The organism is Ensifer sp. GW101-20A05 (genome assembly GCF_059424735.1).
Window position 1 is genome coordinate 17,543 of the sequence record NZ_JBWKZT010000020.1, and the last position, 24,601, is coordinate 42,143.

Annotated in this window: 22 protein-coding genes; 13 read left to right on the forward strand and 9 right to left on the reverse strand. The window is 61.7% G+C overall.

Annotated features, from left to right (window positions below):
* Nucleotides 1-147: 147 nt before the first annotated feature.
* Complete coding sequence (locus AC070A_RS30485; protein WP_113479504.1) at nucleotides 148-438, forward strand: DUF6894 family protein; 291 nt, start codon at nucleotides 148-150, stop codon at nucleotides 436-438.
* Nucleotides 439-530: 92 nt separating this feature from the next.
* Here the strand turns inward: AC070A_RS30485 and AC070A_RS30490 are convergent, their stop codons facing one another.
* Complete coding sequence (locus AC070A_RS30490; RefSeq protein ID WP_113479505.1) at nucleotides 531-2,030, reverse strand: MFS transporter; 1,500 nt, start codon at nucleotides 2,028-2,030, stop codon at nucleotides 531-533.
* 293 nt (nucleotides 2,031-2,323) lie between these two features.
* On the opposite strand from AC070A_RS30490, the gene greA reads away from it, so the two are divergent.
* Together greA and AC070A_RS30500 are read left to right on the forward strand one after the other, a co-directional pair.
* Nucleotides 2,324-2,800 (forward strand): transcription elongation factor GreA, encoded by a 477-nt coding sequence (greA, locus tag AC070A_RS30495; protein ID WP_058324180.1) that lies wholly within the window; start codon nucleotides 2,324-2,326, stop codon nucleotides 2,798-2,800.
* A gap of 86 nt (nucleotides 2,801-2,886) precedes the next feature.
* On the forward strand, nucleotides 2,887-3,945 hold the full coding sequence (locus AC070A_RS30500; protein ID WP_113479506.1) for a glycosyltransferase family 4 protein: 1,059 nt from the start codon (nucleotides 2,887-2,889) through the stop codon (nucleotides 3,943-3,945).
* Nucleotides 3,946-3,986: 41 nt separating this feature from the next.
* Here AC070A_RS30500 and AC070A_RS30505 read toward each other — a convergent pair whose 3' ends face one another.
* Genes AC070A_RS30505 through AC070A_RS30515 form a run of 3 tightly spaced genes read right to left on the reverse strand, consistent with a single transcriptional unit; the run spans nucleotide 3,987 to nucleotide 6,318 of the window.
* Complete coding sequence (locus AC070A_RS30505; RefSeq protein WP_093235857.1) at nucleotides 3,987-5,009, reverse strand: glycosyltransferase; 1,023 nt, start codon at nucleotides 5,007-5,009, stop codon at nucleotides 3,987-3,989.
* 7 nt (nucleotides 5,010-5,016) lie between these two features.
* The gene (locus AC070A_RS30510) at nucleotides 5,017-5,838 is read right to left on the reverse strand and encodes a glycosyltransferase family 2 protein (protein ID WP_113479507.1); all 822 of its coding nucleotides are present in this window, start codon (nucleotides 5,836-5,838) and stop codon (nucleotides 5,017-5,019) included.
* Nucleotides 5,839-5,847: 9 nt separating this feature from the next.
* Nucleotides 5,848-6,318: an Lrp/AsnC family transcriptional regulator gene (locus tag AC070A_RS30515; RefSeq protein ID WP_053247447.1), complete on the reverse strand. Its 471-nt coding sequence runs from the start codon at nucleotides 6,316-6,318 to the stop codon at nucleotides 5,848-5,850.
* Between the two features lie 658 nt (nucleotides 6,319-6,976).
* On the opposite strand from AC070A_RS30515, the gene trxB reads away from it, so the two are divergent.
* The 5 genes from trxB (at nucleotide 6,977) to AC070A_RS30540 (ending at nucleotide 11,909) form a co-directional block, all read left to right on the forward strand.
* Entirely contained in the window at nucleotides 6,977-7,951 is a 975-nt protein-coding gene (gene trxB, locus AC070A_RS30520) for a thioredoxin-disulfide reductase (protein WP_057250287.1), read from the forward strand.
* A 117-nt stretch (nucleotides 7,952-8,068) separates the two neighbouring features.
* Nucleotides 8,069-8,965, forward strand: coding sequence for a LysR family transcriptional regulator VtlR (locus AC070A_RS30525; protein WP_034791460.1), 897 nt, complete (start codon nucleotides 8,069-8,071; stop codon nucleotides 8,963-8,965).
* 617 nt (nucleotides 8,966-9,582) lie between these two features.
* Nucleotides 9,583-9,873: an ArsR/SmtB family transcription factor gene (locus tag AC070A_RS30530; protein ID WP_058324177.1), complete on the forward strand. Its 291-nt coding sequence runs from the start codon at nucleotides 9,583-9,585 to the stop codon at nucleotides 9,871-9,873.
* Nucleotides 9,874-9,918: 45 nt separating this feature from the next.
* A complete protein-coding gene (locus AC070A_RS30535; RefSeq protein ID WP_113479508.1) occupies nucleotides 9,919-11,040 on the forward strand; it encodes an alkene reductase in 1,122 nt (373 codons plus the stop codon).
* Nucleotides 11,041-11,105: 65 nt separating this feature from the next.
* The gene (locus tag AC070A_RS30540; RefSeq protein WP_058324175.1) at nucleotides 11,106-11,909 is read left to right on the forward strand and encodes an aminoglycoside phosphotransferase family protein; all 804 of its coding nucleotides are present in this window, start codon (nucleotides 11,106-11,108) and stop codon (nucleotides 11,907-11,909) included.
* A 2-nt stretch (nucleotides 11,910-11,911) separates the two neighbouring features.
* On the opposite strand, the gene AC070A_RS30545 is transcribed toward AC070A_RS30540, so the two are convergent.
* Complete coding sequence (locus tag AC070A_RS30545; RefSeq protein WP_113479509.1) at nucleotides 11,912-12,481, reverse strand: helix-turn-helix domain-containing protein; 570 nt, start codon at nucleotides 12,479-12,481, stop codon at nucleotides 11,912-11,914.
* Between the two features lie 37 nt (nucleotides 12,482-12,518).
* Here AC070A_RS30545 and AC070A_RS30550 point away from each other — a divergent pair, with 37 nt between their 5' ends.
* A complete protein-coding gene (locus AC070A_RS30550; RefSeq protein ID WP_113479510.1) occupies nucleotides 12,519-13,028 on the forward strand; it encodes a GNAT family N-acetyltransferase in 510 nt (169 codons plus the stop codon).
* Between the two features lie 80 nt (nucleotides 13,029-13,108).
* Complete coding sequence (locus tag AC070A_RS30555) at nucleotides 13,109-14,071, forward strand: lytic transglycosylase domain-containing protein (protein WP_162728118.1); 963 nt, start codon at nucleotides 13,109-13,111, stop codon at nucleotides 14,069-14,071.
* A gap of 55 nt (nucleotides 14,072-14,126) precedes the next feature.
* Here AC070A_RS30555 and AC070A_RS30560 read toward each other — a convergent pair whose 3' ends face one another.
* Nucleotides 14,127-15,143 carry an NAD(P)H-binding protein gene (locus AC070A_RS30560; protein WP_255571448.1) on the reverse strand — a complete coding sequence of 339 codons (1,017 nt, stop codon included), beginning with the start codon at nucleotides 15,141-15,143 and terminating at the stop codon, nucleotides 14,127-14,129.
* Nucleotides 15,144-15,235: 92 nt separating this feature from the next.
* Between AC070A_RS30560 and AC070A_RS30565 the strand changes: the two genes are divergently transcribed.
* Nucleotides 15,236-16,165, forward strand: coding sequence for a LysR family transcriptional regulator (locus AC070A_RS30565; protein WP_113479512.1), 930 nt, complete (start codon nucleotides 15,236-15,238; stop codon nucleotides 16,163-16,165).
* Between the two features lie 8 nt (nucleotides 16,166-16,173).
* Here AC070A_RS30565 and AC070A_RS30570 read toward each other — a convergent pair whose 3' ends face one another.
* Nucleotides 16,174-16,569: a YybH family protein gene (locus AC070A_RS30570; RefSeq protein ID WP_112996154.1), complete on the reverse strand. Its 396-nt coding sequence runs from the start codon at nucleotides 16,567-16,569 to the stop codon at nucleotides 16,174-16,176.
* Nucleotides 16,570-16,843: 274 nt separating this feature from the next.
* On the reverse strand, nucleotides 16,844-19,621 hold the full coding sequence (gene gyrA / locus AC070A_RS30575) for a DNA gyrase subunit A (RefSeq protein ID WP_113479513.1): 2,778 nt from the start codon (nucleotides 19,619-19,621) through the stop codon (nucleotides 16,844-16,846).
* Nucleotides 19,622-20,043: 422 nt separating this feature from the next.
* On the opposite strand from gyrA, the gene AC070A_RS30580 reads away from it, so the two are divergent.
* Entirely contained in the window at nucleotides 20,044-20,673 is a 630-nt protein-coding gene (locus tag AC070A_RS30580) for a MarC family protein (protein ID WP_057250268.1), read from the forward strand.
* 122 nt (nucleotides 20,674-20,795) lie between these two features.
* Here AC070A_RS30580 and AC070A_RS30585 read toward each other — a convergent pair whose 3' ends face one another.
* A complete protein-coding gene (locus tag AC070A_RS30585) occupies nucleotides 20,796-21,362 on the reverse strand; it encodes a single-stranded DNA-binding protein (RefSeq protein ID WP_112996153.1) in 567 nt (188 codons plus the stop codon).
* A gap of 279 nt (nucleotides 21,363-21,641) precedes the next feature.
* On the opposite strand from AC070A_RS30585, the gene uvrA reads away from it, so the two are divergent.
* Nucleotides 21,642-24,563, forward strand: a complete 2,922-nt coding sequence (gene uvrA / locus AC070A_RS30590; RefSeq protein WP_113479515.1) for an excinuclease ABC subunit UvrA — start codon at nucleotides 21,642-21,644, stop codon at nucleotides 24,561-24,563.
* The last annotated feature ends 38 nt before the right edge of the window (nucleotides 24,564-24,601 follow it).

Below are 24,601 nucleotides of genomic sequence, written 5' to 3' on the forward strand. Positions count from 1 at the left end.
CGTATGGCGCGACCTTTGTCCGGCACCTCCGGCTGAATGCCCGATGAACGAGCGGTTCAGCCTGCATTCTTCCGCACCATGCTCTTATACGCCTGCGCACTTCGGGATCGGAGAAACCTCCGGCATGGCGCGATATGGGGCAAGATCGTGCAACTCTATTTCTTCGATCTGCATTGCGGCGACGAGCACTTCGTCGACGAGGACGGCATCATCCATTTCGACGAGGGTTCGGCCCTCTATTATGGTCAGCGCATCGCCGACAAGATCGGCCGCGACGCGGACTATGGATCGCTGAAGGTCGAAGTTTTCTCCAGCAATCGCAGGCCGCTGGCGACGATCGTTCCGTCGATCGGGCGCGGCGGCGAGCAACGGGCGCTGCTTGGGCGCCGTCACGTCGGTACGCCGCTCCACGCGGCTGCCTACTGCATGTCTCCTTAAATCGACCTCGATTTAAGGACAAAGACATGCAGAAAATCAAAGTGCTACAGCGACCTTTGCGCGTCTGATAAGACGCGCGGCGCTGTAGAACGTCATCTGTCTGAACGCACGGCGAGCGCCCCGAGCGCTGCTCCTCCTTGAGCGTGCCGCGATCGTTTGGCTGCAAGCCGCACGGTTCTGACGCCGAAATAGAGCGATGCCGTCGATATCACGGATGCGACCACGAAGACGGTGAACAGCGCCCCATGCATCGTCGCGACGCTTGCCTTCTCGTCAAAGCCGCGGAGATTTGCGGTAAGCCCGCAGATTGCAGCACCGATGGCGTAGCCGGCCGATTGCAGCGTCGGCAAAAAGGCTGACGTCTTGTCGCGTTCCTTATGCGGCGACACATCCATCATCAACTGGCTGAGCGTGCCCCAGGAGATGCCGAAGCCGGCGCCAATCGCGATCTGGCTCGGAAAGACCAGGCGGAATTCGTCGATGGCGACCGCGATCGTCAGGCCGGCCAGTCCGAGGCTGAGAAGTGCCGGCCCGGCCTGGATCAGCTTCACGCGCACATCATGTGAGCGCAGGCTCGCAACGAGAATTGCGGTCAGGCTCCAGGAGATCGCCATAAGCGCGCCGGAAAAGCCGGCAGCCGTCGGGCTGAAGTTCCATACATGCTGCAGGCCATAGATGAGGTAGATCGAGCCGGATGCCTGCGCTAGCGGCATCAGCAGCACCACCCAAAGGCCGGTGCCGAGCGGCTTCGCGAGCGCGAAAGCGCCGGCAGGCAGGATCGCATGTTCTGCGCGCCGGTCGGTCTGGACCACCGCCCAGAGGATCGTCAGCGCTGTCGCCAGCGCCGCGACCATCAAGGGGACGCTTCTGGCCGTGGTCGATACCGATATCAGCAGGATGCCGGTTCCGACGATGACCAACCGCAGGAGCGGAATCGGACGTGATTTCGTGGCTGGTATCTTCTGTGCAGGGACGATGGCGAGGACGAGCACCACGAAGATTGCTGCTGCCGGTATATTGACGCCGAAGGCCGCCCGCCAGGACCAATGCTCCGTCAGGAATCCGGAGACGAGCGGACCGCCGAAGGCGGCCATTGCCCAGACGATGGCTTCGGCTCCGAAGATCTTCGGCACCAGCCGCGGCGGGAAGAGTTCCGGGATCAGTGCGTAGCAGACCGCGGCGATGATACCTTCGCCGAATCCCTGGAACACCCGTCCGGCAAGCACCTGCGGCATGCTGCTCGCGGTCGTCGCGATCATGGTTCCGGCGACAAATACGACGGCGGCAGCAATCAGCGTGCCACGTGCGCCGAACCTCGCCTTCAGATTGGCAGCAAGCGCGCCGCCGAGAATCGCAAAGACGAGATAGAGCGTAACCGCCCAGGAAAGCAGCGTGGCGCCGCCGATCTGCGCGACAGCCGTCGGTAGCGCCGTCGAAATGAAAAATTCATTGAACGCAAAGAGTGCGACCCCAAGGCAAAGTGTGACCGTTGCCGCCAGATAGTCGGGCCGGAGCAGTTCGCTCCAGCGGCCATCCGCTTGCGGCTCCGCGTTCGGGCCTGTCTTGATGTGGTGATCCTTGGCCAGATCCATGCGCCATGCTTCCTCGTGATATTCTGCAGGAGCAGTTCTGATACGACCTCAACCGCAGTTGAGGTAAAGCTGTTTCTGCAAAACTTGCCACCGGTTTCCTTCGTCTACAAGTTGCGGATGGTTTGTTGGCTTCGGTGGATGGTGGCGAAATATCTGGCTTTCGCGCTTCCGTTTCTGCTATAACGAAGGTTCGAAGTTTCGGACGGTTCCGGTGTTTACGCGCCGGAGACCGTTTTCTTTTGCGTTGGCGCCGCCCAAAGGGCGGCGCCTCGTGCTTGATGAAGGACAATGAAATGGTCGAAAAAGTGCCGATGACACAGGGTGGATTCGTCAACCTGCAGGAGGAGCTGCGCTGGCGCCAGCAGGAAGAACGACCACGAATCATCGAGGCGATCGCCGAAGCCCGTGCACATGGCGACCTGTCGGAAAATGCCGAATACCATGCCGCCAAGGAGGCGCAGAGCCATAACGAAGGCCGCGTCACTGAGCTCGAAGACTTGATCGCCCGCGCGGAAGTCATTGATCTCTCGAAGATGTCCGGCTCCAAGATCAAATTCGGCGCCAAGGTCAAGCTCGTTGACGAGGACACCGAAGAGGAAAAGACCTATCAGATCGTCGGCGACCAGGAAGCCGACGTGAAGGCTGGCCGCATCTCGATCTCGTCGCCGATCGCGCGCGCCCTGATCGGCAAGGAAGTCGGCGATTCCATCGAAGTGAACGCCCCCGGCGGCTCCAAGGCCTACGAAATTCTCGCGGTCAACTGGGGCTGATCAGCCCCGGCAGGGGCGAAGCCTCCCTTCGCCCCATTTCTCTCTTTCCAAAAGACGATCGTTGCTCGCGCAAGGAGTGCGCTTTCGTGGCCGATATCCGGAACGTCGAGGTCATCGCTCCCAATTTCAAGCGCCGCCTCTCGGGCGTGACGTCCACCATTATCCAGTTGGTTCCGATCCAGCGCACGCTTGGCGAAAAGGTCGCCGTGCTTGGCCCGGGGCTGCCGGACACCCTGCCCTCGATCCGATTCCGCGATCTCCTGCGCTTGTGGAGCGCACCGGATGGTCGGCCCTGCCGGGTCTGGCATGCACGCCGTAACGTCGAGATGCTGCCGGCGATCGTGCTGCGCGATCTGCTCGGCATGAAGCTGAAGATCGTCTTCACCTCGGCTTCGCAGCGGCGCCACACTGGCTGGAGCAAGTTCCTGATCTCCAGGATGGATGCGGTGATCGCGACGAGCGGCAAGACCGCCGCCTATCTCGAAGTGCCGAACACGGTCATCCTGCACGGCATCGACACGAAACGCTTCCAGCCGCCGGCGGATACAGTCGCCGCCAAGTCTGCGCTCGGGCTCGATCCGGCGCAGAAATATGTCGGCTGCTTCGGACGGGTGCGTAAGCAGAAGGGAACCGACCTCTTCGTTGATAGCATGATCGCGTTGCTCCCCTGCCGGCCGGGCTGGAGCGCCATCGTCGCGGGGCGCGCGACCGGCCCGCATGTGGCGTTCGAGAACGAGTTGAAGGAACGGGTCGCAAAGGCCGGGCTGACGGACCGCATCCGTTTCGTCGGCGAGCACACCAACATTCCCGATTGGTATCGCGCGCTTGATCTCTTCATCGCGCCGCAGCGCTGGGAAGGTTTTGGCCTGACGCCGCTCGAAGCCATGGCAACCGGTGTGCCGGTTATTGCGACCGATGTCGGTGCGTTTTCGGAACTGGTCGTCGTCGGCGAGCAGGAAACCGGTACGGTCATTGCGGCAAACGATCTGCAGGCGATGGTTGAAGCGACTGCCGGCTTCATGGACGATGATCGCCGCCGCACGATGGCAGGCGCCAACGGCCTGGGGCTGACCTGCGCCTCCTTCGCGATCGAGGGCGAGGCCCGTGCGATCAACGCCGTCTACGAACGGCTGATGCGTTCCTGATCGGCTGCCATTCGTGTGGCAGCCGCGCGAGCGAAATTAGCTCAGCGTTTTGAAGCGAAGAGCTTCAAGTAGGCGTCAGTGATCGCCTGTTTTGAGAACTGGTTCATCAAGGTCTCGTGGCCGCGTTCGGCGAGGCGTTCGCCCAGTGACGCGTCGCTCGCGATGCGGTCGATCGCTTGCGCGAAACCGTCGGCATCGCCGATATCGACCATCAAGCCGTTCTCGCCGTCGCGCATGAACCATTGCGGCCCTTCCGAACGGCTGGAGACAACCGGCGTGCCCTGGGCCCAGGCCTCGAGGATGACATTGCCGAGCGGTTCATGGCTCGAGGCCATGACGAAAATGTCCGAGGCAGCGAGGAAAGGCCGCGTATCCTTCTGCCAGCCGGCAAAGCGTACGCGCTTCGCCACCCCGAGGTCGGCCGCAAGCTTCTCGAGGTTTTCCCGCTCCTCGCCGTCGCCGACCAGCCAGAGATAGGCGTCCGGCACCTTGGCGATGGCTTGTATCAGCGTGTGGAAGCCCTTGCGCGGCACGAACCGCCCCATCGACATGACGACCGGCACATTCTCCGGCGTGTCGAGCGTGGCGCGACTGACTGGCGCGACGCGTTCCGTCCCGGTGAAGTTGGAGATCACCTCGACGTCGCGTTTCCAGCCGATCTTGCGCACATGCTCGGCAATTCCGGGCGTGTTGCAGACGAGACAATCGGTATTGCGGAAATAGTCGAGACGCAGCGGATAGTCGCCGAGGCGGGAAATCTTGATGCAGCCCTTGTAGTTCGGCATGAGGCGGCTGGCGCGCGGCATCCAGGCAAAGAGCGCGTCCGGCTTCTCGCGGCGCGCCATGCTGCTGACCTTCATCGGCAAAAGGATCCGGTCGAGCGACAGGTTGCGGAAATTGCTTTCGATGATGCGCGTTGCACCTTCGATATCCTTCCGCCAGATGCGTCCGGGCCGGATGACCGAGGTCTGCTCGACGCCGCGCTCGCCAAGCGCATTCACCAGATGAACGAAGAAGCGCTCTGCGCCGCCGTCCTTGCCGAAATGAAAGTGCATGATTTTCATGGGAACCTCACGGGCTGGTCTGGCGCCGATCCATGTCGTCATGGTTCGGACGGCGCTTCAGCGCGTGCCTCTGATAGATCTTGGCTGCGGTCAGGAAGGCGTAGACCGCCCCCGTCGTCGCTTCGATGAAACCCGGAAAGCCGCAGCGCCAAAGGCCATTGCGGAAATAGAGCCGGTAGAAATAGAGCGGTGGGCTGAACAGCATCTTGTAGGGTCGCGCGGACTTTCCGGCCGCAAACTGCTGGTCTGCCTTCAGCGTCGAATATTTGTTTTCCTTGAGGATCTGCTCGTCGATGATCAGCGGCCGGTAATGCAGCAGGCTTCCCTTGCGTGCGGCACTGACGGCACCGTCCGGAACGATCCCCTCATGGACCTTCTGATTGAGGTCGTAGCGTCCCCTGCCCTGGCGGATCAGCCGGAGGTTCCGCCGCTCGTGCACCCGTTCGGGCGTGTAGCCGTAACCGATCAGATAGGGCCTGCGGGCGACGCGCCAGCCGACCGTCTCCGCCGGTGCATCGAGCAGCGATGGCAGCAGCGCCTTCAGTGGCTCGTCCAGGCGCTCGTCGGAATCGATGTTGAGGCACCACGGCTGCGTGCACTGATCGAGGGCGAACTGCTTCTGGCCGGCATACCCTCGCCAGGGCTCATGCAGGAAGCGGATCGGCCAACCCTTGTCGATATAGGACTGCACGAGTGCCGGCGTGCCATCGGTCGAACCGGAATCGACGATGACGATTTCCGCGCATTGCTCGAGGCTCTCGATGCAATTGCCGAGGTAGGCTTCTTCGTTCTGGCAGATGATGAAGGCGGAAAGCGGAAGCTTGCTCATGGGCGGGCCTTAGATCTGAACGAGGCCGATATCCTTGACCTGGCGAATGGTCAGCATCGTGCGCACCGTGTCTACCCGTTCGTTGGCCGTCAGCACTTCGATGACGAAATCCTGGAAAGCCGTCAGATTCTCGGCGACACAATGCAGCAAAAAGTCGCTTTCGCCGGAAACTGTCCAGGCTTGGCGGACGATCTGCCATTCGGCCGTTGCCGCGGCAAAAGCCTTCAGGTCAGCTTCCGACTGGCGCTTCAGACCCACCATACAGAAAGCGACGAGATCGAAGCCGAGTGCCGGTGCGTTCAGGAGCGCGTGATAGCCCTTGATGACGCCGGTTTCCTCGAGCTTGCGCACGCGCCTGAGGCACGGCGGCGCAGAGATGCCGACCCTTTGGGCGAGATCGACATTGGTCATCCGGCCATCACGCTGGAGCTCGCGAAGGATCTTGAGATCGATTGCGTCGAGCTCGACTTGTTTCGTCATGAACGTTCGTCCTTTTTGCGTGGTGACATTTTGCGCGAGGGCAAAGTCAAAAACTTTGTATTTGCTGACGGTTGAGCTGGCCCCGATGGCCGGCGAAGTTGACTGGTGCGTCCCCTATCCCGGCGCAGCCGCGATCATCTCGGTCGAGATTCTCGGCAAGGCGCGCTCCAGGAGGGCGAGGTCGTCTCGAGTCGGTGCGTGGCCGAGCGCAGCGCGATGGAACCAAGCACGGCCGGCATTCAACCCCATATGCTTCTCCAGCAAAGTGAATCCGCGTGAAATATCGCCAAACCCGCTGGACAACAAGCAGTCCCGCCGACTATTCGCGGGAAAATGGCATGGCTGACACCGGTCTTACCGCAAAAATGGGCCGCCACCGTCCGAAGCGGCATCCTCTTGGCCGGATGCGGCATTCATTCCGCTGCCGCACTGCTCCCGGCGCATGGCTCGGTAAAGACGGATCGGATGGCCGAACCTGGTGCACAAACGCGTCATCTGGTGGCAAAACTAGGCTTGGCGCTCAAGCACTTGTGTGTATCAGGGCCGACGCCCTTGAAAGTCATGGTAGGGAATACCTAAACTATGGAACTATTTCCCATTGACGCAATGGAATCGGACGAGAGCGTTCTCTCTCTCCCCGTGAACGAAGGACAAGACTATGACTGCCCGTCACGTGAAAGTGCTGATCATCGGCTCCGGCCCGGCCGGTTATACGGCCGCCATCTATACGGCGCGCGCCCTGCTCGAGCCGGTGCTGATCGCCGGCCTGGAACAGGGCGGCCAGTTGATGATCACCACCGACGTGGAGAATTATCCGGGCTATGCCGACCCGGTCCAGGGCCCGTGGATGATGGAGCAGATGCTGAAGCAGGCGACCCATGTCGGTGCCGAGATCGTCAACGATCTCGTGACTGACGTCGATCTGTCCGTGCGCCCGTTCCGCATCAAGACCGATAGCGGCACCGACTGGACGGCGGACGCCCTGATCATCGCCACCGGCGCCAAGGCGAAATGGCTTGGGATCGAGACCGAGCCGACCTTCATGGGCTTCGGCGTCTCGGCCTGCGCCACCTGCGACGGTTTCTTCTACCGCAACAAGGATGTCATCGTCGTTGGCGGTGGCAACTCGGCCGTTGAAGAAGCGCTTTACCTGTCGAACCTTGCCAAGACCGTCACCGTCGTGCACCGCCGCGATTCCTTCCGCGCCGAGAAAATCCTGCAGGAGCGCCTGTTCGCCAAGCCGAACGTCAAGGTGATCTGGGACCATGAGGTCGTCGAATATCTGGGCGCACCGGCCAAGCCGCCGATGCCCGCCTCGGTCGACGGCGTGAAGCTGCGCAACACCAAGACCGGCGAAACCTCCGACATGGTCACCGACGGGGTGTTCGTCGCGATTGGTCACGCCCCGGCGGTCGAACTTTTCAAAGGCAAGCTTCGGCAAAAGTCCAACGGCTATCTGTGGACCGCGGCCGATTCGACGGCGACCGACGTGCCCGGCGTTTTTGCCGCAGGCGACGTGACGGACGACATCTATCGTCAGGCGGTGACGGCGGCCGGCATGGGCTGCATGGCAGCGCTCGAGACCGAGAAATACCTGGCGGGTCATATGCCCGTCGCAATTGCAGCCGAATAGAAGCTGCGAATCGGGGTGGTGCCGCTGAGGCACCTCGCCCCGTGTGGGAACAGACGCATCAGCCACATCCGGAAGACAGGACCCCGTCTTCCGGAGTGGTTTCTTATGGGGGACTTCATGTCGCTGGACTGGGACAAACTGCGCATTTTTCACGCGGCGGCCGAGGCTGGGTCATTCACGCATGCGGCAGACAAGCTCCATCTTTCGCAATCGGCGATCAGCCGGCAGGTGAGCTCTCTTGAGCAGGATGTCGGCATCAAGCTGTTCCACCGCCATGCGCGCGGCCTGATCCTCACCGAACAGGGCGAGATCCTCTACCGGACGGCGCACGAAGTGCTGATGAAGCTCGAAAGCGTCAAGGTCCAGCTGAGCGAAACCACGGACAAGCCAAGCGGCAAGCTGCGCATCACCACGACCGTCGGCCTCGGCCAGGGCTGGCTCACCGACAAGATCCAGGAGTTCATGTCGCTGCACCCGGACGTGCAGGTCCAGCTCATCCTCGACAATGAAGAGCTCGACGTGAACATGCGCCATGCGGACTGCGCCATCCGCCTGCGCCAGCCGCAGCAGTCGGACCTCATTCAGCGCAAGCTGTTCACGGTGCACATGCACGTCTATGCAGCACCCTCCTATATCAACAAATACGGCGAGCCGCAGTCGGTCGAGGATCTCGACAATCACCGCATCATCACCTTCGGTGAGCCGGCGCCGAACTATCTGCTCGACGTCAACTGGCTCGAAATCGCCGGCCGCGATTCCGACAATCCGCGCGTGTCGCACCTGCAGATCAACAGCCAGACCTCGATCAAGCGGGCCTGCCTCCTGGGCATCGGCGTTGCGATGCTGCCTGACTATATCGTTGGCCGCGATCCGGGCCTCATACAGCTTCCGATCAGCGCCGACATCCCCTCGTTCGATACCTATTTCTGCTATCCGGACGAGATGAAGAATGCCGCCAAGCTCAAGGTCTTCCGCGATTACATCGTCGCCAAGGCCCGGAACTGGAACTTCTGACGTTCAATCGGCAAATGCTCTTTTTGTGAGCATTTCTTGGCTGTTCCCGTAACTATATGTTTTTAATTTGATATTTTGAATGCGCCCTCTATTTTATGCGGCGCATTTTCATTGTGCGATGCAGAAATAGGCAGGGATGCGCACATGGCATGGCTGTCATGCATATTAAATGATTGCTGCCCGCCCAAAAAAGCAGCATACCAAACTCAGCTGATGCATCTTTGGTGGCTTCTCCTCCCAGTGCCACCGCAGCAGCTGTTCCCCTCTGGAGGTTTAATTACCTTCACAACTTATAAGGGCCCAAGTCATCTTGTGGCCCTCTTTTTTTGTCTACTGTTTGAAGACGAGCGAGCCGTGACGAAAATCACAGTCGGCTATTGAAAGCCGATACTTCGCTTCCCATATCAAAATGCAGCTGATGCATTCTTGGTGGCTCCTCCTCCCCCGCCACCGCATTAGCTGTTCCCCTCTGGAGGTTCTTATTACCTTCACAACTACAAGGGCCCAAGTTTTCTTGAGGCCCTCTTTTTTTGCCGTCATGGTGTTCACGGTCTTGTGATTTGAATATCGAGTTTTGGCGATACATCTATCGATAAAACACGATATGGCGATATACAATGGATCGAGACGAGATATTGAAGGCGCTTGCCCATCCAGTGCGGGTGAACATCCTCGCCTGGCTGAAGGAGCCTCAGCTCCATTTCCCAACACAGGAACATCCGCTCGATCTCGGCGTATGCGCCGGTCAGTTCGAACGCTGCGGCCTGTCGCAGTCGACCGTTTCCTCGCATCTCGCAGTGCTTCAGCGCGCCGGCCTCGTGACGACGCGCCGGGTTGGCCAGTGGATCTTCTACCGCCGCGATGAAGAGACGATTGCCGCCTTCCTCAAAAGCATCGGCGATCTCTAAAAGCAAACAGCTCCTCCCAAGCAGACCTCCATGAAAGGACCTCCCATGGCCTCGCTTTTCGACCCCATCACCATCGGCGACATCGCGCTGAAGAACCGCATCGTCATGGCGCCGTTGACACGCAATCGTTCTCCCGGCGCCGTTCCGAACACACTGAACGTCACCTATTACGAGCAGCGCGCGACGGCCGGCTTGCTGATCACCGAGGGAACGGCGATCACCCAGCAGGGCCAGGGCTATGCCGACGTGCCCGGTCTCTATACGCCGGAGGCACTGGAAGGCTGGCGCAAGGTGACGGATGCGGTGCATGCGAAGGGTGGCCGGATCGTCGTCCAGATGTGGCATGTCGGCCGTATCTCGCACAATTCGCTGCAGCCGGATGGTTTGAAGCCGGTTGCGCCCTCTGCAATCCGTGCCAAGTCCAAGACCTATCTGATCAATTCTGACGGTACCGGTTCCTTTGCCGAAACCTCCGAACCGCACGCGCTTGATGTCGCCGAGATCGGAGGTATCGTCGAGGACTACCGCAAGGCTGCGCGCGCTGCGATCGACGCCGGCTTCGATGGCATCGAGATCCATGCGGCCAACGGCTATCTCATCGACCAGTTCCTGCGTTCCGGCTCGAACCACCGCACGGATGCCTACGGCGGTTCGATCGAGAACCGTGCCCGCTTCCTGTTTGAGGTCATGGATGCCGTGACGAAGGAAATCGGCGCCGGACGCGTCGGCATCCGCCTTTCGCCCGTCACGCCGGCCAACGACGTTTTCGATCCGGAGCCGCACACGCTCTTCGGCTATGCGGTCAAGAACCTCGCTCGCTATCCCCTCGCCTACATCCACATCATCGAAGGCGCGACGGGTGGTCCACGTGACCATCAGCAGGGCGACCGGCCATTCGATTATGACGCGCTGCGTTCCACCTATGTCGCGGCGGGCGGCAAGGCTGCCTGGATGACGAACAACGGCTATGACAGGGCGCTGGCGGTGAAGACGATCAAGGACGGCGAAGCCGATCTCGTCGCTTTCGGCAAATCGTTTATTGCCAATCCGGATCTCGTCGAGCGGCTGAAGCGCGACGCGCCGCTCAATACGCCGGATCAGACGACCTTCTATGGTGGCGGCGCCATGGGCTACACCGACTATCCGGCCCTTGAACAGGTTGCCTGACGCTCCCACATGGCCGATGCCCCGTCACCCGACGGGGCATTTGTCCATTGGGAAATTAACTCCTCATGTTTTCTAGATATTTTGAAAAATGGTCATTGCAGCCTGACGGCGAAATTATCGTCACGCCTTCCAGCCATCTTCAACCCGTCCGCTACCGCAACCAGTCGGCGATGCTGAAAGTCGCGCAGGATCCCGAGGAAAAGTTCGGTCGCCTGCCGATGCTCTACTGGAACGGGCACGGTGCGGCAAAAGTCTATGAGTCCGATGGCGATGCCGTCCTGATGGAGCGCACGGACAGCCAGCGCAACCTCTTTCACATGGCGATGACGGGAAGCGATGAAGACGTGACGCGCATCATCTGCCGCACCGTTGCCGAGCTTCATGCTCCGCGTTCGACACCCGTTCCCCAGGATCTCGTGCCGCTCGACAAATGGTTCGCTTCACTTGAGGCGGCCGCTCCTGCTCAAGGCGGCTTTTTTGTCCGTGCGCTCGAGGCGGCGAAAGGCCTGTTTGCCGATCCGGAACCACCTGTCGTGCTGCATGGCGACGTGCATCACGCCAACATTCTTGATTTCGGCGACCGCGGCTGGCTGGCAATCGACCCGAAGCGCGTCCTTGGCGATCGCGGCTACGACTATGCCAACCTGTTCTGCAATCCGGAGCTGCCCCTGGTCACCGCGCCGGGCCGGCTGCAGCGGCACCTGCCCATCGTCGCCGAGGAGACCGGCCTTCACCCGCGCCGCATCCTGAATTGGGTGTTGGCCTATGCCGGGCTTTCCGCCGCCTGGTTCCTGGAGGATGGTGACGACTTCGGCGTGGAGAGCGACCTGGCGATGGCGCAGATCGCAATCGCCGAGCTCGACCGTTAAGTTCAGCCGGTCCTCAACAGGACGACGGCGTAGATACAGGTCTCGCCGCTGGCGTTGCGGAAAACGCAATCCTGCGGCGGGCCAAGCTCCAGGCAATCCCCCTCGCCGAGAACATGGGTATCGAGGCCTTCCACAAAGGTCAGGCTGCCCTGCTTCACCCATATCCATCGACGATGAAGCGCATAGGCGGATGCCGGGATCGACACGTCGGCGCCTGCCGGAAGCTCGATCTCGACCAGTTCGAGCGGCAGCTCCGACATCGGTGACACGTGGCGCCGGAGATATCCTGTTTGTGGATCGCGCCAGACCGATTGGTCCCGGCGTCGCGACAGCCTGCCCTGGCTCATTTCTGCGCGCGCGATCAGGCTGGACATGGAGAGCCCGAACGCGCCCGCAAGCTTGGCGAGCAATGTTGCCGTCGGGCTGCTGTCGCCCCGCTCGACCTTGTGGATCATTGCGCGCGAGACACCCGAGCGCTCCGAAAGCTCGCTCAGCGACCAGCCGCGCGCTTCTCTTTCGAGCCGAATTCGTTCACTGAGCCGTTGATCCAGGCTGTCTACTTTAGTATCCATATCGTAGTCATATAGTGAACGAATGTGAGGAGCAAGCATGCTGATCCGAGCGGCCATCCAAGACGATCTGTCAGTCATCTGCGAGATCTACAACGACGCCGTGGCAAACACGACGGCGATCTGGAACGAGACCTTGGTCGACGTCGCCAATCGGACGGCCTGGCTGAAGGCGCGCGTGGACGCGGGCTATCCGGTGCTGGTGGCCGTCTCCGATGAAGGCGACGTCGTCGGTTATGCGTCCTTTGGCGATTGGCGCGCCTTCGACGGTTATCGCCACACGGTCGAGCACTCCGTCTATGTTCACAAGGATCGGCGCGGCGGTGGCATTGGCCGCAAGCTTATGGTCGCGCTGATCGCCGAGGCTGAGCGGCTGGGCAAACACGTGATGATCGCGGGCATCGAATCGGAAAACACGGCCTCGATCCGCCTTCATGCCCAACTGGGCTTTGTCGACACCGGCCGCATGCGCGAAGTCGGCACGAAATTCGGCCGCTGGCTCGATCTGACATTCATGCAATTGGTGCTCCCGACAGGTTCGCCGCGCTAGACCGTCTCGACAATGACCGTTTGTCGAGGCGGTCTTAGATGCTATGAACGCGCAAGGACTGTTTCTGGAAACACTTAAACGTGGGTCTTCGGCGGAAGGTGAGAGCGGGCGCTTGGGCACGGGTCGCGAGAGCGGCGCTGGCGCTGCTTGTCAGCCTTCCGGCATACAGAGCGGTCCCCGCGGCCGCTCGTATCGATGAGCTCCTCCCCCAACCGAAATGCGTCTATTCAGGGCGGTCTGTCATCGATCCCGCGAAGGCGCTCTGCATCAGCAAGGAGAACTTCGCCCGCGATGTTTGCGGCGTGATCGACCATTACGCGACGGTGAACGACCTGCCCGCGGCCTTCTTCGCCCGCCTGATCTGGCGTGAAAGCCTGTTCCGGCCGAATGCGGTCAGCCCCAAGGGGGCCGAAGGGATCGCGCAGTTCATGCCTGGAACGGCGAAGATGCGGGGGCTCAACAACAGCTTCGATGTCGTCGAAGCGCTGGGCAAGTCCGCGGAATATCTGAACGAGCTCAAGTCGCGCTACGGCAATCTCGGCTTTGCCGCCGCCGCCTACAATGCCGGAGAAAACGGGCTGGAGCGTTTTCTCGAGGTCGATTGGCTGCCGACTGAGACGCGCAACTACGTCCTGGCGATCACCGCCTACAGCGTCGAGGACTGGCGCGACAATCCACCGAAGACGCTCGACCTGACGCTCGACAAGGGCAAGACCTTTCTCGATGGTTGCGTGGCGCTCGCCAGCACCCGCAACCTTCGCGATATCGAGGTGATCGACGAAGCTGAATGGGCGCCCTGGGGCGTGCAACTCGCCGCGCACTTCCAGAAGTCGGTGGCGCAGCGATTGTTTGTGCGTGCTGCCAAGCGCCTGCCGGAACCGATCCGCAGCGAGAAGGCCCTCCTGCTCAGGGAGCGCAATGCCAGCTTTGGCCTCAGGATCCGCTACGCCGCACGCATCGGCCGCGAGACCCAGGCGGAAGCAAACAAGCTCTGCGCCACCATTCGCAAGAGCGGTGGCGCCTGCCTTGTCTTCAGGAACTGACGGTTCGACGCGCCACCCGTGCCGCTAGCCGTAACGGCTTCGCCAGGCAATTCCACTACGCGAGAACGCGGTCACCAGTGGCCGTTCTGGCCTCTGCCTCTATAGGCATGCAACCAAGTCCCCTGAGCGTCGTTGCGACCGCCTCGTCGATTGGCGTATGCGGTTCTTCGCCGAGAACCGCCAGGAGCCGCTCGTTCGGCATTCTCAGAGGTTCGCGCCAAACGTAGCGCATCTTGCGCAGTTCCCTGAACAGCGGGACGAAAGGCGAGACAAGGCCGATCAGCCACCAGGGAAAAGCCCTGACGGGTAGCTCCGGCTTGCCGACGACGCGGCGGATCGCCGCCACCATCTCCGTTCCGTTCCGGTCGAGGAAGCCGCGCATATGATAGACGGCAAAGCGCGGCAGGCTTTCGGCACGCTCCACGAGGCGGAGCATGGTTTCCGCGACATCGGGCAGATAGGCCCACTGGTGGGAGGTGCCTTCACGGCCGGGATAGGAAATCGCCGTCACCGGTTTTCCGGGCTTTACCAACCCTTGCGAAAACCAGTTGTTGGCGGCTCCCGGGCCGAAGAAGTCTCCTGCCCGAACGATGATGACGCCGATGCCTGCCTCGGACGCGCCCTTCAGGCGACGCTCCATCTCCTTGCGGATCAGGCCCTTGTCGGTGTCAGGGTTCTGCGGGGCGTCCTCGGTCAGAATGGGAAAGGCATCCCGGCCGAAATTATAGATCGTTCCCGGCAGGAGGATGCGCGCGCCCGAGGCTTTCGCAGCCGCGATGGTGTTGTCGAGCATCGGCAGCACCAGGGTTCCCCAGTTGCGGTAGCCGGGCGGATTGACGGCATGCACGATCAGATCGACCCCTTCCGCCGCAGCGCGAACGTCGCGTGCGTCCATGGCATCGCCTTGCCGCCAGTCGAACGCCGGCTCCGCCTGCGCTGCCCTCTCGGCGTTTCGGTTCAAGGCGCGCACCTGCCAGGCGCGCCTGCTGAGCCCGCGTGCCACGGCGCTGCCAATACCGCCCGTCGCGCCGAGCACCAGCGCGCTCTTTGTTCTTTCCTGCATCTCGGCCATGTCTCGCTCCATCCGTTTCGATGAAGACAGGATCACGCAAAGCAGAGCTAAACGGAATTGCCGAAAAATCTTGATCAGATATACTGAAATATATGAGCAGAATAGATTTGAGCTGGGATTTCTACAGAACGTTTCTCGCTGTGCTGCGGGAGGGGTCGCTATCGGCGGCCGCCCGCGAGCTTGGCTTGACGCAGCCGACCGTCGGCCGGCACGTGGACGCCATGGAAGCGGCACTTGGCTATCCGCTCTTCGTGCGCTCCCCGCATGGCCTGCTGCCGACCGATGCCGCGCTGGCGCTCCGGCCCTATGCCGAGACGCTCTCCGCGACATCTGCGGCACTCTTGCGTGCCGCGTCCAGCCAGCGTGATGCCGTCAGCGGTACTGTGCGCATCAGCGCCAGCGAGGTCATCGGCATCGAGGTCCTGCCGCCGATCCTGGCGAAGCTGCACGAGGCCTATCCGGAGCTGATGATCGAACTCTCCGCCTCCGACACCGTGGAGGACCTGCTGCGTCAGGAGGCCGATATCGCTGTGCGTATGGTCGCGCCCGCGCAGGATGCATTGATCGCCCGCCACCTCGGCGTCGTCCCCATCAGTTTTCACGCCCACCGCAGCTACATCGCGCGGCGCGGCATGCCGCAGGCACTGACCGATCTCGCCGATCACAGCCTGATCGGCTACGACCGGGAAACCGCCGCGATCCGGGCGATCATCGCCCGGTCGCCCGAACTGCCGACGGCACGGTTTGCGCTCAAGGCCGACAGCAACCTTGCCCAGCTCGCAGCGATCCGCGCCGGCTTCGGCATCGGCATCTGCCAGAACGGGCTGGCAGCGCGCGACCCCGACCTTCTCCCGGTGCTGCCTGGTCTCTTCGAGATGAAGCTCGATACCTGGCTGGTGATGCACGAGAACCTGAAAACGGCGCCGCGCTGCCGCGTCACTTTCGATGCGCTCGCCAAGGGGCTGCGCGACTACATTCGCAGTGTCGCACCTGCAGCCCAGGACGGTGATGCTTCCACTTAGCGCGGCGACTACCCATCAAGCAGCGTTGTGCCGTAGGAATTGTCGATGACGCAAAGCCATTTGCCGGCATCCGTCTTGCGGAAGACGTAGGTTGCCCGCCTCACGATGGAGACATCGGCGCCCTCCGCGTCCACCGTATCGAGTACCGTTTCCATGATGACGAGCGCGGTGTCGCCTCCTTCGATCACTTTCATCTCGCCCTGGCGGACTTTCATCTGGTTCTTGAAATGGGCGGCGATCGCCACGAACGCTCTTTGGATCTGGGGCTTTCCGGTCGCGTAGAGACCGGGTTTGACGACCAGCGTCGCGTCGTCGGCGTAGAAGTCCATCAGGCTCTCAAAATCTTCTGCCGTGATTGCACGGTCGGCAGCTTGGATAACCTGTTTCAGTTCGTGATCTGACATGTCCGTCTCTTGGGTTTGCGCAAGACGGATAGACAAAACCCGCCTTGCGGCGGGTTGCTGCTTTCGGAAAAGGAGCGCGCGTCAACCCACCATTCGATGAATGGTGCGAATAATCGAAGCGTTGACGTTGCCGACATTTTCCATGGTTCGCGCGTAACACGCTTCGATCTCGTGGGCAAGTTGCGTTGCCGCAAAGGGACGCGTGCGCCGCCAATAGAAAAGCCCGCCAAGATGGCGGGCTTCAAAATCCTTGGCGCTACTATCGCGTGGGCAGTTAACCCTCGGATTCGGCTGGCGTTTCCGGCGCTCCGTTCTCGACAGCCGCCTCCTCGCCTTCCTCGTCGCCCTCAGGCTCGCTGATGCGCTCGACCGAAACGACCTTCTCGTCCTTGGCGGTCGAGAAGATGGTGACGCCCTTGGTCGCGCGGCTCGCAAGCCGGACGCCATTGATCGGCACGCGGATCAATTGGCCACCATCGGAGACGAGCATGATCTGGTCGTTGTCTTCGATCGGGAAGGCTGCAACGAGTACGCCGATTTCCGCCGTCTTCGAGGTGTCGGTGGCGCGGATGCCCTTGCCGCCGCGGCCCGAGGTGCGGAAATCGTAGGACGACGAGCGCTTGCCGAAGCCCTTCTCCGAGACCGTCAGCACGAACTGTTCGCGTGCCTTTAGTTCTTCGAAGCGTTCGTTGCTGAGTTCGCCGCCGTCGGTGACTTCCTCGCCGACCAGAGCGATTTCTTCCTCTTCGCCGTTCGTCGTGCGCCGCTCGGCGGCTGCACGCTTCAGATAGGCTGCCCGTTCCCACGGCTCGGCATCGACATGGCCAAGGATCGCCATCGAGATGATGCGGTCGCCGTCGCCGAGGTTGATGCCACGAACGCCGATCGAGTTGCGGCCGGCAAAGACGCGCACGTCGTCGACCGGGAAGCGGATGCACTGGCCGAGCGCCGTGGTCAGCATGACGTCGTCATGCTCCGTGCAGGTGTCGACGGAGAGGATCTCGTCGCCCTCCTCCTCGAGCTTCATCGCGATCTTGCCGTTGCGGTTGACCTGGACGAAGTCCGACAGCTTGTTGCGGCGAACCGTGCCGCGGGTCGTCGAGAACATGACGTCGAGGTTTTCCCAGGTCGCCTCGTCCTCGGGCAGCGGCATGATCGTGGTGATGCGTTCGCCGGGTTCCAGCGGCAGCATGTTGATCAGCGCCTTGCCGCGCGATTGCGGCGTGCCGATCGGCAGGCGCCAGACCTTCTCCTTGTAGACGATGCCACGCGAGGAGAAGAACAGAACAGGCGTATGGGTATTGGCGACGAATAGCCGGGTAACGAAATCCTCGTCCCGGGTCGCCATGCCCGAGCGGCCCTTGCCGCCGCGGCGCTGCGCCCGGTAGGTCGTCAGCGGCACGCGCTTGATGTAGCCGAGATGCGAGACGGTCACGACCATATCTTCACGGGCGATGAGGTCCTCATCGTCCATGTCAGGGCCGCCTTCCATGATCTCGCTTCGGCGCTGGGTGCCGAATTCGTCACGGATGGCGATGAGCTCGTTCTTGACGATGCTCATGATGCGCAGGCGCGAGGACAGGATGTCGAGGTAATCCTTGATTTCCTCGCCGATCTTGTTGAGTTCGTCGCCGATTTCGTCGCGGCCGAGCGCGGTCAGGCGCTGCAGGCGCAGGTCGAGGATGGCGCGCGCCTGTTCTTCCGACAGGTTGTAGGTGTTGTCTTCATTGATCCGGTGGCGCGGATCGTCGATCAGCCGGATGAGGCTGTCGACGTCATGGGCGGGCCAGCGGCGTTCCATCAACTGTTCGCGTGCGGTCTGCGGATCGGGCGCATGCCGGATCAGCTTGATCACTTCGTCGATGTTGGCAACGGCAATTGCGAGACCGACCAGGACGTGGGCGCGGTCACGCGCCTTGCGCAGCAGGTATTTCGTTCTCCGGCTAACGACTTCCTCGCGGAAGGAGACGAAAGCACGCAGCATATCGAGCAGCGTCATCTGTTCCGGCTTGCCGCCGTTCAGCGCCACCATGTTGCAGCCGAAGGAGGTCTGCAGCGGCGTGTAGCGGTAGAGCTGGTTCAGGATGACGTCGGCATTGGCGTCGCGCTTCAGTTCGATGACGACGCGATAGCCTTGACGGTCCGATTCGTCGCGCAGATCCGAGATGCCCTCGATGCGCTTCTCGCGCACCAGTTCGGCCATCTTCTCGATCATCGTTGCCTTGTTCACCTGGAAGGGGATCTCGGTGATGATGATCTGCTCGCGGTCGCCGCGCATCGGCTCGACATGCGCACGGCCACGCATGATGACCGAACCGCGGCCGGTCTCGTAGGCCGAACGGATGCCGGAGCGGCCGAGGATCAATGCGCCGGTCGGGAAGTCCGGGCCCGGGATGATCTCCATCAATTCCGGCAGTTCGATCGCCGGATTGTCGATGAGCGCCATGCAGCCGTCGATGACTTCGACCAGGTTATGCGGCGGGATGTTCGTCGCCATGCCGACGGCGATACCGCCGGCGCCATTGACGAGCAGGTTGGGGAACTTCGCGGGGACGACGGACGGCTCGCTCAGCGTGCCATCATAGTTGTCGCGGAAATCGACGGTTTCCTTGTCGAGATCGTCGAGCAGCGTATGGGCCGCCTTCTGCAGGCGGCATTCGGTGTAGCGCTCGGCTGCCGGCGGGTCGCCGTCGACCGAACCGAAGTTGCCCTGGCCGTCGATCAGCGGCAGGCGGAGAGACCAGTCCTGCGCCATACGCGCCAGTGCATCGTAGATCGCTGCGTTGCCGTGTGGGTGATACTTACCCATCACGTCCCCGGTGACGCGGGCGCATTTGACGTATTTCTTGTTCCAGTCGATGCCGAGCTCGCTCATCCCGTAGAGGATGCGGCGGTGCACGGGTTTCAGACCGTCACGCACGTCGGGAAGCGCGCGGCTGACGATGACGCTCATCGCGTAATCGAGATAGGACCGCTGCATTTCCTCGATGATGGAAATCGGCTCGATGCCTGGCGGAGTTTTTCCGCCGCCGGGAGTGCTTTGCTCAGTCAATGGTGATCACGATCTTTGTTCAGAATCAGTCGGATATTTATAGCGGATTGCCACGGGAAGCGCCAATTTGCGGCCCTTCGCGCCGTTCACCCGCCAGCCTGTGAAGATGTCACTGTAACGCTTTGATTCGCTGCATGATTCGTTCGACAGTCCAGATCAGGAGCCGAAGAGCCATGCGGCAGTTGTGAACAGTCTTTTGCCGCCGGAGCAGGCTTTTCTAGGGCATCGCGCGGGAAATCGGAAGACCCCTGCCGCCAATCGCCGCGACGCCGCGCATTTGCGGTCCGATTGCCGCAAGGGATTGCTCATTAAGTCATTGCTGAGACTTTGTTTGCCGCCCTCTTCCCAAGCCCGTGCCGCTTGCCTAACAATGCCTTCATGCCACCGGGAAAACCCGGGGCGAAATCCGGAAGGGGAAACGGATGTTCAATGTCGACCTCCTGGTCAATGCACTCACCACGCTTCTCGTCACGCTCGATCCGCCCGGCCTCGCGCCGATCTTCCTAAGTCTGACGGTCGGTCTCAGCCGACAGGAGCGCTTTCAGGTGGCCACGCGCGGCTCGCTGATCGCCTTCTTCATCCTTGCCGCCTTCGCCGTGTTCGGCAACGGCATCCTCGGGCTGCTCGGCATCTCGATCGGCGCCTTCCGCATCGCCGGCGGTCTTCTACTGTTCTGGATCTCTTTCGAGATGATTTTCGAGAAGCGGCAGGAACGCAAGGAAAAGACCGGCGAGAACGCGACCACCAAGGATCACATCCATAACATCGCGGTCTTTCCCCTCGCGCTTCCCCTGATTGCCGGGCCAGGCGCGATCTCCGCGACGATCCTGCTCGCCGGCTCGTTCCCGACGGCGGTCGAGCGCACGCAACTCTTGATCGTCATCGCGCTGTCTATGCTCAGCCTGTTCCTTGCGCTCGTCATCGCCGAGCGCATCGACCGGTTTCTCGGTGTCACCGGCCGCGCCATCCTGACGCGCCTGCTCGGCGTCATCCTGGCGGCGCTGGCGGTGCAGTTCGTTGTCGACGGCGTCAAATCGGCAATGGCGCTTTAGAGCCGCGGCTGATCGCCTTTCGTCGCCGAACGAGCGACAAAGAGAACGGACAACAAAAAACGCCATGTCCCAGAGGACATGGCGTTTTGCGTCAATACTGATCGACACTGATCGATGGCCGATCAGAACGGAATGTCGTCGTCCATGTCGCGCGAAAAGCCACCGCCCTGGCCGCCCTGGCCGCCTTGACCGCCCTGGCCACCGCCCGAACGGCCGCCACCGGAAGACTGGCGCGACTGGTCGTAGTCGTCGTAACCACCGCCGCCACCACCGCCGTAGTTGCTGCCGCCAAAGTCGCCGCCGCCACCGCGGCTGACGCCGGAGCCGCCGCCCTCGCCGCGACCGTCCAGCATCGTCAGCGTCGAGTTGAAGCCCTGCAGCACGATTTCGGTCGAATAACGGTCGTTGCCGTTCTGGTCCTGCCACTTGCGCGTCTGCAGCGCGCCTTCGATATAGAGCTTGGCGCCCTTCTTCACATATTGTTCGACGACCTTGCAGAGGCCCTCGTTGAAGACGACGACCGTGTGCCATTCGGTCTTTTCCTTGCGCTCGCCGCTGTTGCGGTCGCGCCAGGATTCCGAGGTTGCGATGCGCAGGTTGGCAATCGGCCGGCCGTCCTGCGTGCGCCGGATTTCCGGGTCTGCCCCGACATTTCCGATCAAGATTACCTTGTTGACGCTTCCAGCCATGTTGCTTTTCCCGTGGTTTCACCGGGCCGCCGGCCCAGCTTGGAATTTCAAGAGCGCGCATCTTAGCGGTCCGATGCCGCCGATACGCCCCGCCTCGCACATAATCCACAACAGATTTGGTCGTTTTATGGGCGATTTGTTCTTTCTTTGTTCTAGTATTTGGCTATGATCCTGTCAACCGACTCGAATTGGCCGCCTGTTTTGCCGATTGCGCCTCGACATGGGCGTTAGCGTCATTACATAGGGGGCTTTCAACCGACATGCAAAAGCTGGCTTCCGATGAGTGAACTCAAGACCATCTCCATTCGTGGTGCGCGCGAGCACAATCTGAAAGGCATCGACCTCGATCTGCCGCGCAACAAGCTGATCGTGATGACCGGACTTTCCGGCTCCGGCAAGTCCTCGCTCGCCTTCGATACGATCTATGCCGAAGGGCAGCGCCGCTATGTCGAGAGCCTGTCGGCCTATGCGCGTCAGTTCCTCGAGATGATGCAGAAGCCGGATGTCGACCAGATCGACGGCCTGTCGCCGGCGATCTCGATCGAACAGAAGACGACCTCGCGCAACCCGCGCTCGACGGTCGGCACGGTCACCGAAATCTACGACTATATGCGCCTGCTCTTCGCGCGCGTCGGCGTGCCCTATTCGCCGGCGACGGGCCTTCCGATCGAGAGCCAGACGGTCAGCCAGATGGTCGACCGCGTGCTGGAATTCGGCGAAGGCACGCGCCTTTACATTCTTGCGCCGCTCGTTCGCGGCCGCAAGGGCGAATACAAGAAGGAACTCGCCGAGCTGATGAAGAAGGGCTTTCAGCGCGTCAAGGTCGACGGCACCTTCTACGAGATCGCAGAGGTTCCGGCGCTCGACAAGAAATACAAGCACGACATCGATGTGGTGGTCGATCGTGTCGTCGTCCGGCCGGACCTTGCCTCGCGCCTCGCCGACAGCCTGGAGACCTGCCTGACGCTGGCCGATGGGCTTGCCGTGGCCGAGTTTGCCGACAAGCCGCTGCCGCCGGAAGAAACGGCCGCCGGCGGCTCGGCCAACAAGTCGCTCAACGAGACTCATGAGCGCGTGCTGTTTTCGGAAAAATTCGCCTGCCCGGTCTCCGGCTTCACGATCTCCGAGATCGAGCCGCGTCTGTTCTCCTTCAACAATCCCTTTGGCGCCTGCCCGACCTGTGACGGTCTCGGCAGCCAGCAGAAGATCGACGTGGCGTTGATCGTGCCCGAGGAGCACCGGACGCTGCGCGACGGCGCGATTGCGCCCTGGGCCAAGTCCTCCTCGCCTTACTACAACCAGACGCTCGAAGCGCTCGGCAAGGCCTTCGGTTTCAAGCTCGGCAATCGCTGGAACGAACTGTCCTCCGCAGCGCAGAATGCGATCCTGCACGGGACGGAAGAGAAGATCGTCTTCCACTACGAGGACGGCGCTCGTTCCTACAACACGACCAAGAATTTCGAGGGCATCGTGCCCAATCTCGAGCGGCGCTGGAAGGAAACCGACAGCGCCTGGGCGCGCGAGGAGATCGAGCGCTACATGTCGGCGGCGCCCTGCCCGGCCTGCGCCGGTTTCCGGCTGAAGCCTGAGGCGCTTGCGGTCAAGATCGACAAGCTGCACATCGGCCAGGTCACCGAGATGTCGATCCGCATCGCGCGCGACTGGTTCGAAGCGCTGCCGGCGCATCTCAACACCAAGCAGAACGAAATCGCCGTCCGCATCCTCAAGGAAATTCGCGACCGCCTGCGCTTCCTCAACGATGTCGGTCTCGAATATCTCAGCCTTTCGCGCAACTCCGGAACGCTCTCGGGTGGCGAAAGCCAGCGCATTCGCCTGGCTTCTCAGATCGGCTCCGGCTTGACCGGCGTGCTCTACGTGCTCGACGAGCCGTCGATTGGCCTGCATCAGCGCGACAACGCCCGCCTGCTCGAGACCCTTCGCCACCTGCGCGACATCGGCAACACCGTGATCGTCGTCGAACATGACGAGGATGCGATCCTGACGGCCGACTATGTCGTCGATATCGGTCCGGCCGCCGGCATCCATGGCGGTGAGGTCATTGCGCAAGGGGCGCCTGCCGACGTCATGGCCAACCCGAAATCGCTGACCGGAAAGTATCTCTCCGGCGAGCTTGCGGTTGCGGTTCCGAGCGAGCGCCGCAAGCTCAAGAAGAAAAAGGAAATCACCGTCGTCGGCGCGCGCGCCAACAACCTGAAGAATGTCACCGCCTCGATCCCGCTTGGCGTCTTCACCGCCGTGACCGGCGTTTCCGGTGGCGGCAAGTCGACCTTCCTGATCGAAACGCTCTACAAGGCCGCCGCCCGCCGCATCATGGGGGCGCGTGAGAACCCGGCCGAGCATGACCGTATCGACGGCTTCGAGCATATCGACAAGGTGATCGACATCGACCAGTCGCCGATCGGCCGCACGCCGCGTTCGAACCCGGCGACCTATACCGGCGCCTTCACGCCGATCCGCGACTGGTTCGCCGGTCTGCCGGAGGCAAAGACGCGCGGCTACCAGCCGGGCCGCTTCTCCTTCAACGTCAAGGGCGGCCGCTGCGAGGCCTGCCAGGGCGACGGCGTCATCAAGATCGAAATGCACTTCCTGCCGGATGTCTACGTCACCTGCGACGTCTGCCACGGCAAGCGCTACAACCGCGAAACGCTCGACGTGCACTTCAAGGGCAAGTCCATTGCCGACGTGCTCGACATGACGGTCGAGGAAGGCGTCGAGTTCTTTGCCGCCGTCCCGGCCGTGCGCGACAAGCTGGTGACGCTCAACCAGGTCGGCCTCGGCTATATCAAGGTCGGTCAGCAGGCAAACACGCTCTCAGGCGGTGAAGCCCAGCGCGTCAAGCTCGCGAAGGAACTGTCGAAACGTTCGACAGGGCGTACGCTTTATATCCTCGACGAACCGACGACCGGCTTGCATTTCCACGACGTAGCCAAGCTTCTTGAAGTTCTGCATGAGCTCGTCAACCAGGGCAATTCCGTCGTCGTCATCGAGCACAATCTCGAAGTCATCAAGACAGCCGACTGGGTCATCGACTTCGGTCCCGAGGGCGGCGATGGTGGCGGCGAGGTCATCGCCAAGGGCACGCCCGAAGAGGTGGTCAAGGAGAGGCGCTCCTATACCGGCCAGTTCCTGAAGGAGCTTCTCGATCGCCGGCCGATGAAAAAGGTCGAGGCGGCGGAGTGAACGCCTCGACGCCGATCGGCGACCGGAAGGAGTGATCG

Bases quoted from the DNA above. Each gene is read 5' to 3' on its own strand.
- AC070A_RS30490 (WP_113479505.1), bottom strand. From the start codon at position 2,030: ATGGATCTGGCCAAGGATCACCACATCAAGACAGGCCCGAACGCGGAG.
- greA (WP_058324180.1), top strand. From the start codon at position 2,324: ATGGTCGAAAAAGTGCCGATGACACAGGGTGGATTCGTCAACCTGCAG.
- AC070A_RS30505 (WP_093235857.1), bottom strand. From the start codon at position 5,009: ATGAAAATCATGCACTTTCATTTCGGCAAGGACGGCGGCGCAGAGCGC.
- AC070A_RS30510 (WP_113479507.1), bottom strand. From the start codon at position 5,838: ATGAGCAAGCTTCCGCTTTCCGCCTTCATCATCTGCCAGAACGAAGAA.
- AC070A_RS30515 (WP_053247447.1), bottom strand. From the start codon at position 6,318: ATGACGAAACAAGTCGAGCTCGACGCAATCGATCTCAAGATCCTTCGC.
- trxB (WP_057250287.1), top strand. From the start codon at position 6,977: ATGACTGCCCGTCACGTGAAAGTGCTGATCATCGGCTCCGGCCCGGCC.
- AC070A_RS30525 (WP_034791460.1), top strand. From the start codon at position 8,069: ATGTCGCTGGACTGGGACAAACTGCGCATTTTTCACGCGGCGGCCGAG.
- AC070A_RS30530 (WP_058324177.1), top strand. From the start codon at position 9,583: ATGGATCGAGACGAGATATTGAAGGCGCTTGCCCATCCAGTGCGGGTG.
- AC070A_RS30535 (WP_113479508.1), top strand. From the start codon at position 9,919: ATGGCCTCGCTTTTCGACCCCATCACCATCGGCGACATCGCGCTGAAG.
- AC070A_RS30540 (WP_058324175.1), top strand. From the start codon at position 11,106: ATGTTTTCTAGATATTTTGAAAAATGGTCATTGCAGCCTGACGGCGAA.
- AC070A_RS30545 (WP_113479509.1), bottom strand. From the start codon at position 12,481: ATGGATACTAAAGTAGACAGCCTGGATCAACGGCTCAGTGAACGAATT.
- AC070A_RS30550 (WP_113479510.1), top strand. From the start codon at position 12,519: ATGCTGATCCGAGCGGCCATCCAAGACGATCTGTCAGTCATCTGCGAG.
- AC070A_RS30560 (WP_255571448.1), bottom strand. From the start codon at position 15,143: ATGGCCGAGATGCAGGAAAGAACAAAGAGCGCGCTGGTGCTCGGCGCG.
- AC070A_RS30565 (WP_113479512.1), top strand. From the start codon at position 15,236: ATGAGCAGAATAGATTTGAGCTGGGATTTCTACAGAACGTTTCTCGCT.
- AC070A_RS30570 (WP_112996154.1), bottom strand. From the start codon at position 16,569: ATGTCAGATCACGAACTGAAACAGGTTATCCAAGCTGCCGACCGTGCA.
- AC070A_RS30580 (WP_057250268.1), top strand. From the start codon at position 20,044: ATGTTCAATGTCGACCTCCTGGTCAATGCACTCACCACGCTTCTCGTC.
- AC070A_RS30585 (WP_112996153.1), bottom strand. From the start codon at position 21,362: ATGGCTGGAAGCGTCAACAAGGTAATCTTGATCGGAAATGTCGGGGCA.
- uvrA (WP_113479515.1), top strand. From the start codon at position 21,642: ATGAGTGAACTCAAGACCATCTCCATTCGTGGTGCGCGCGAGCACAAT.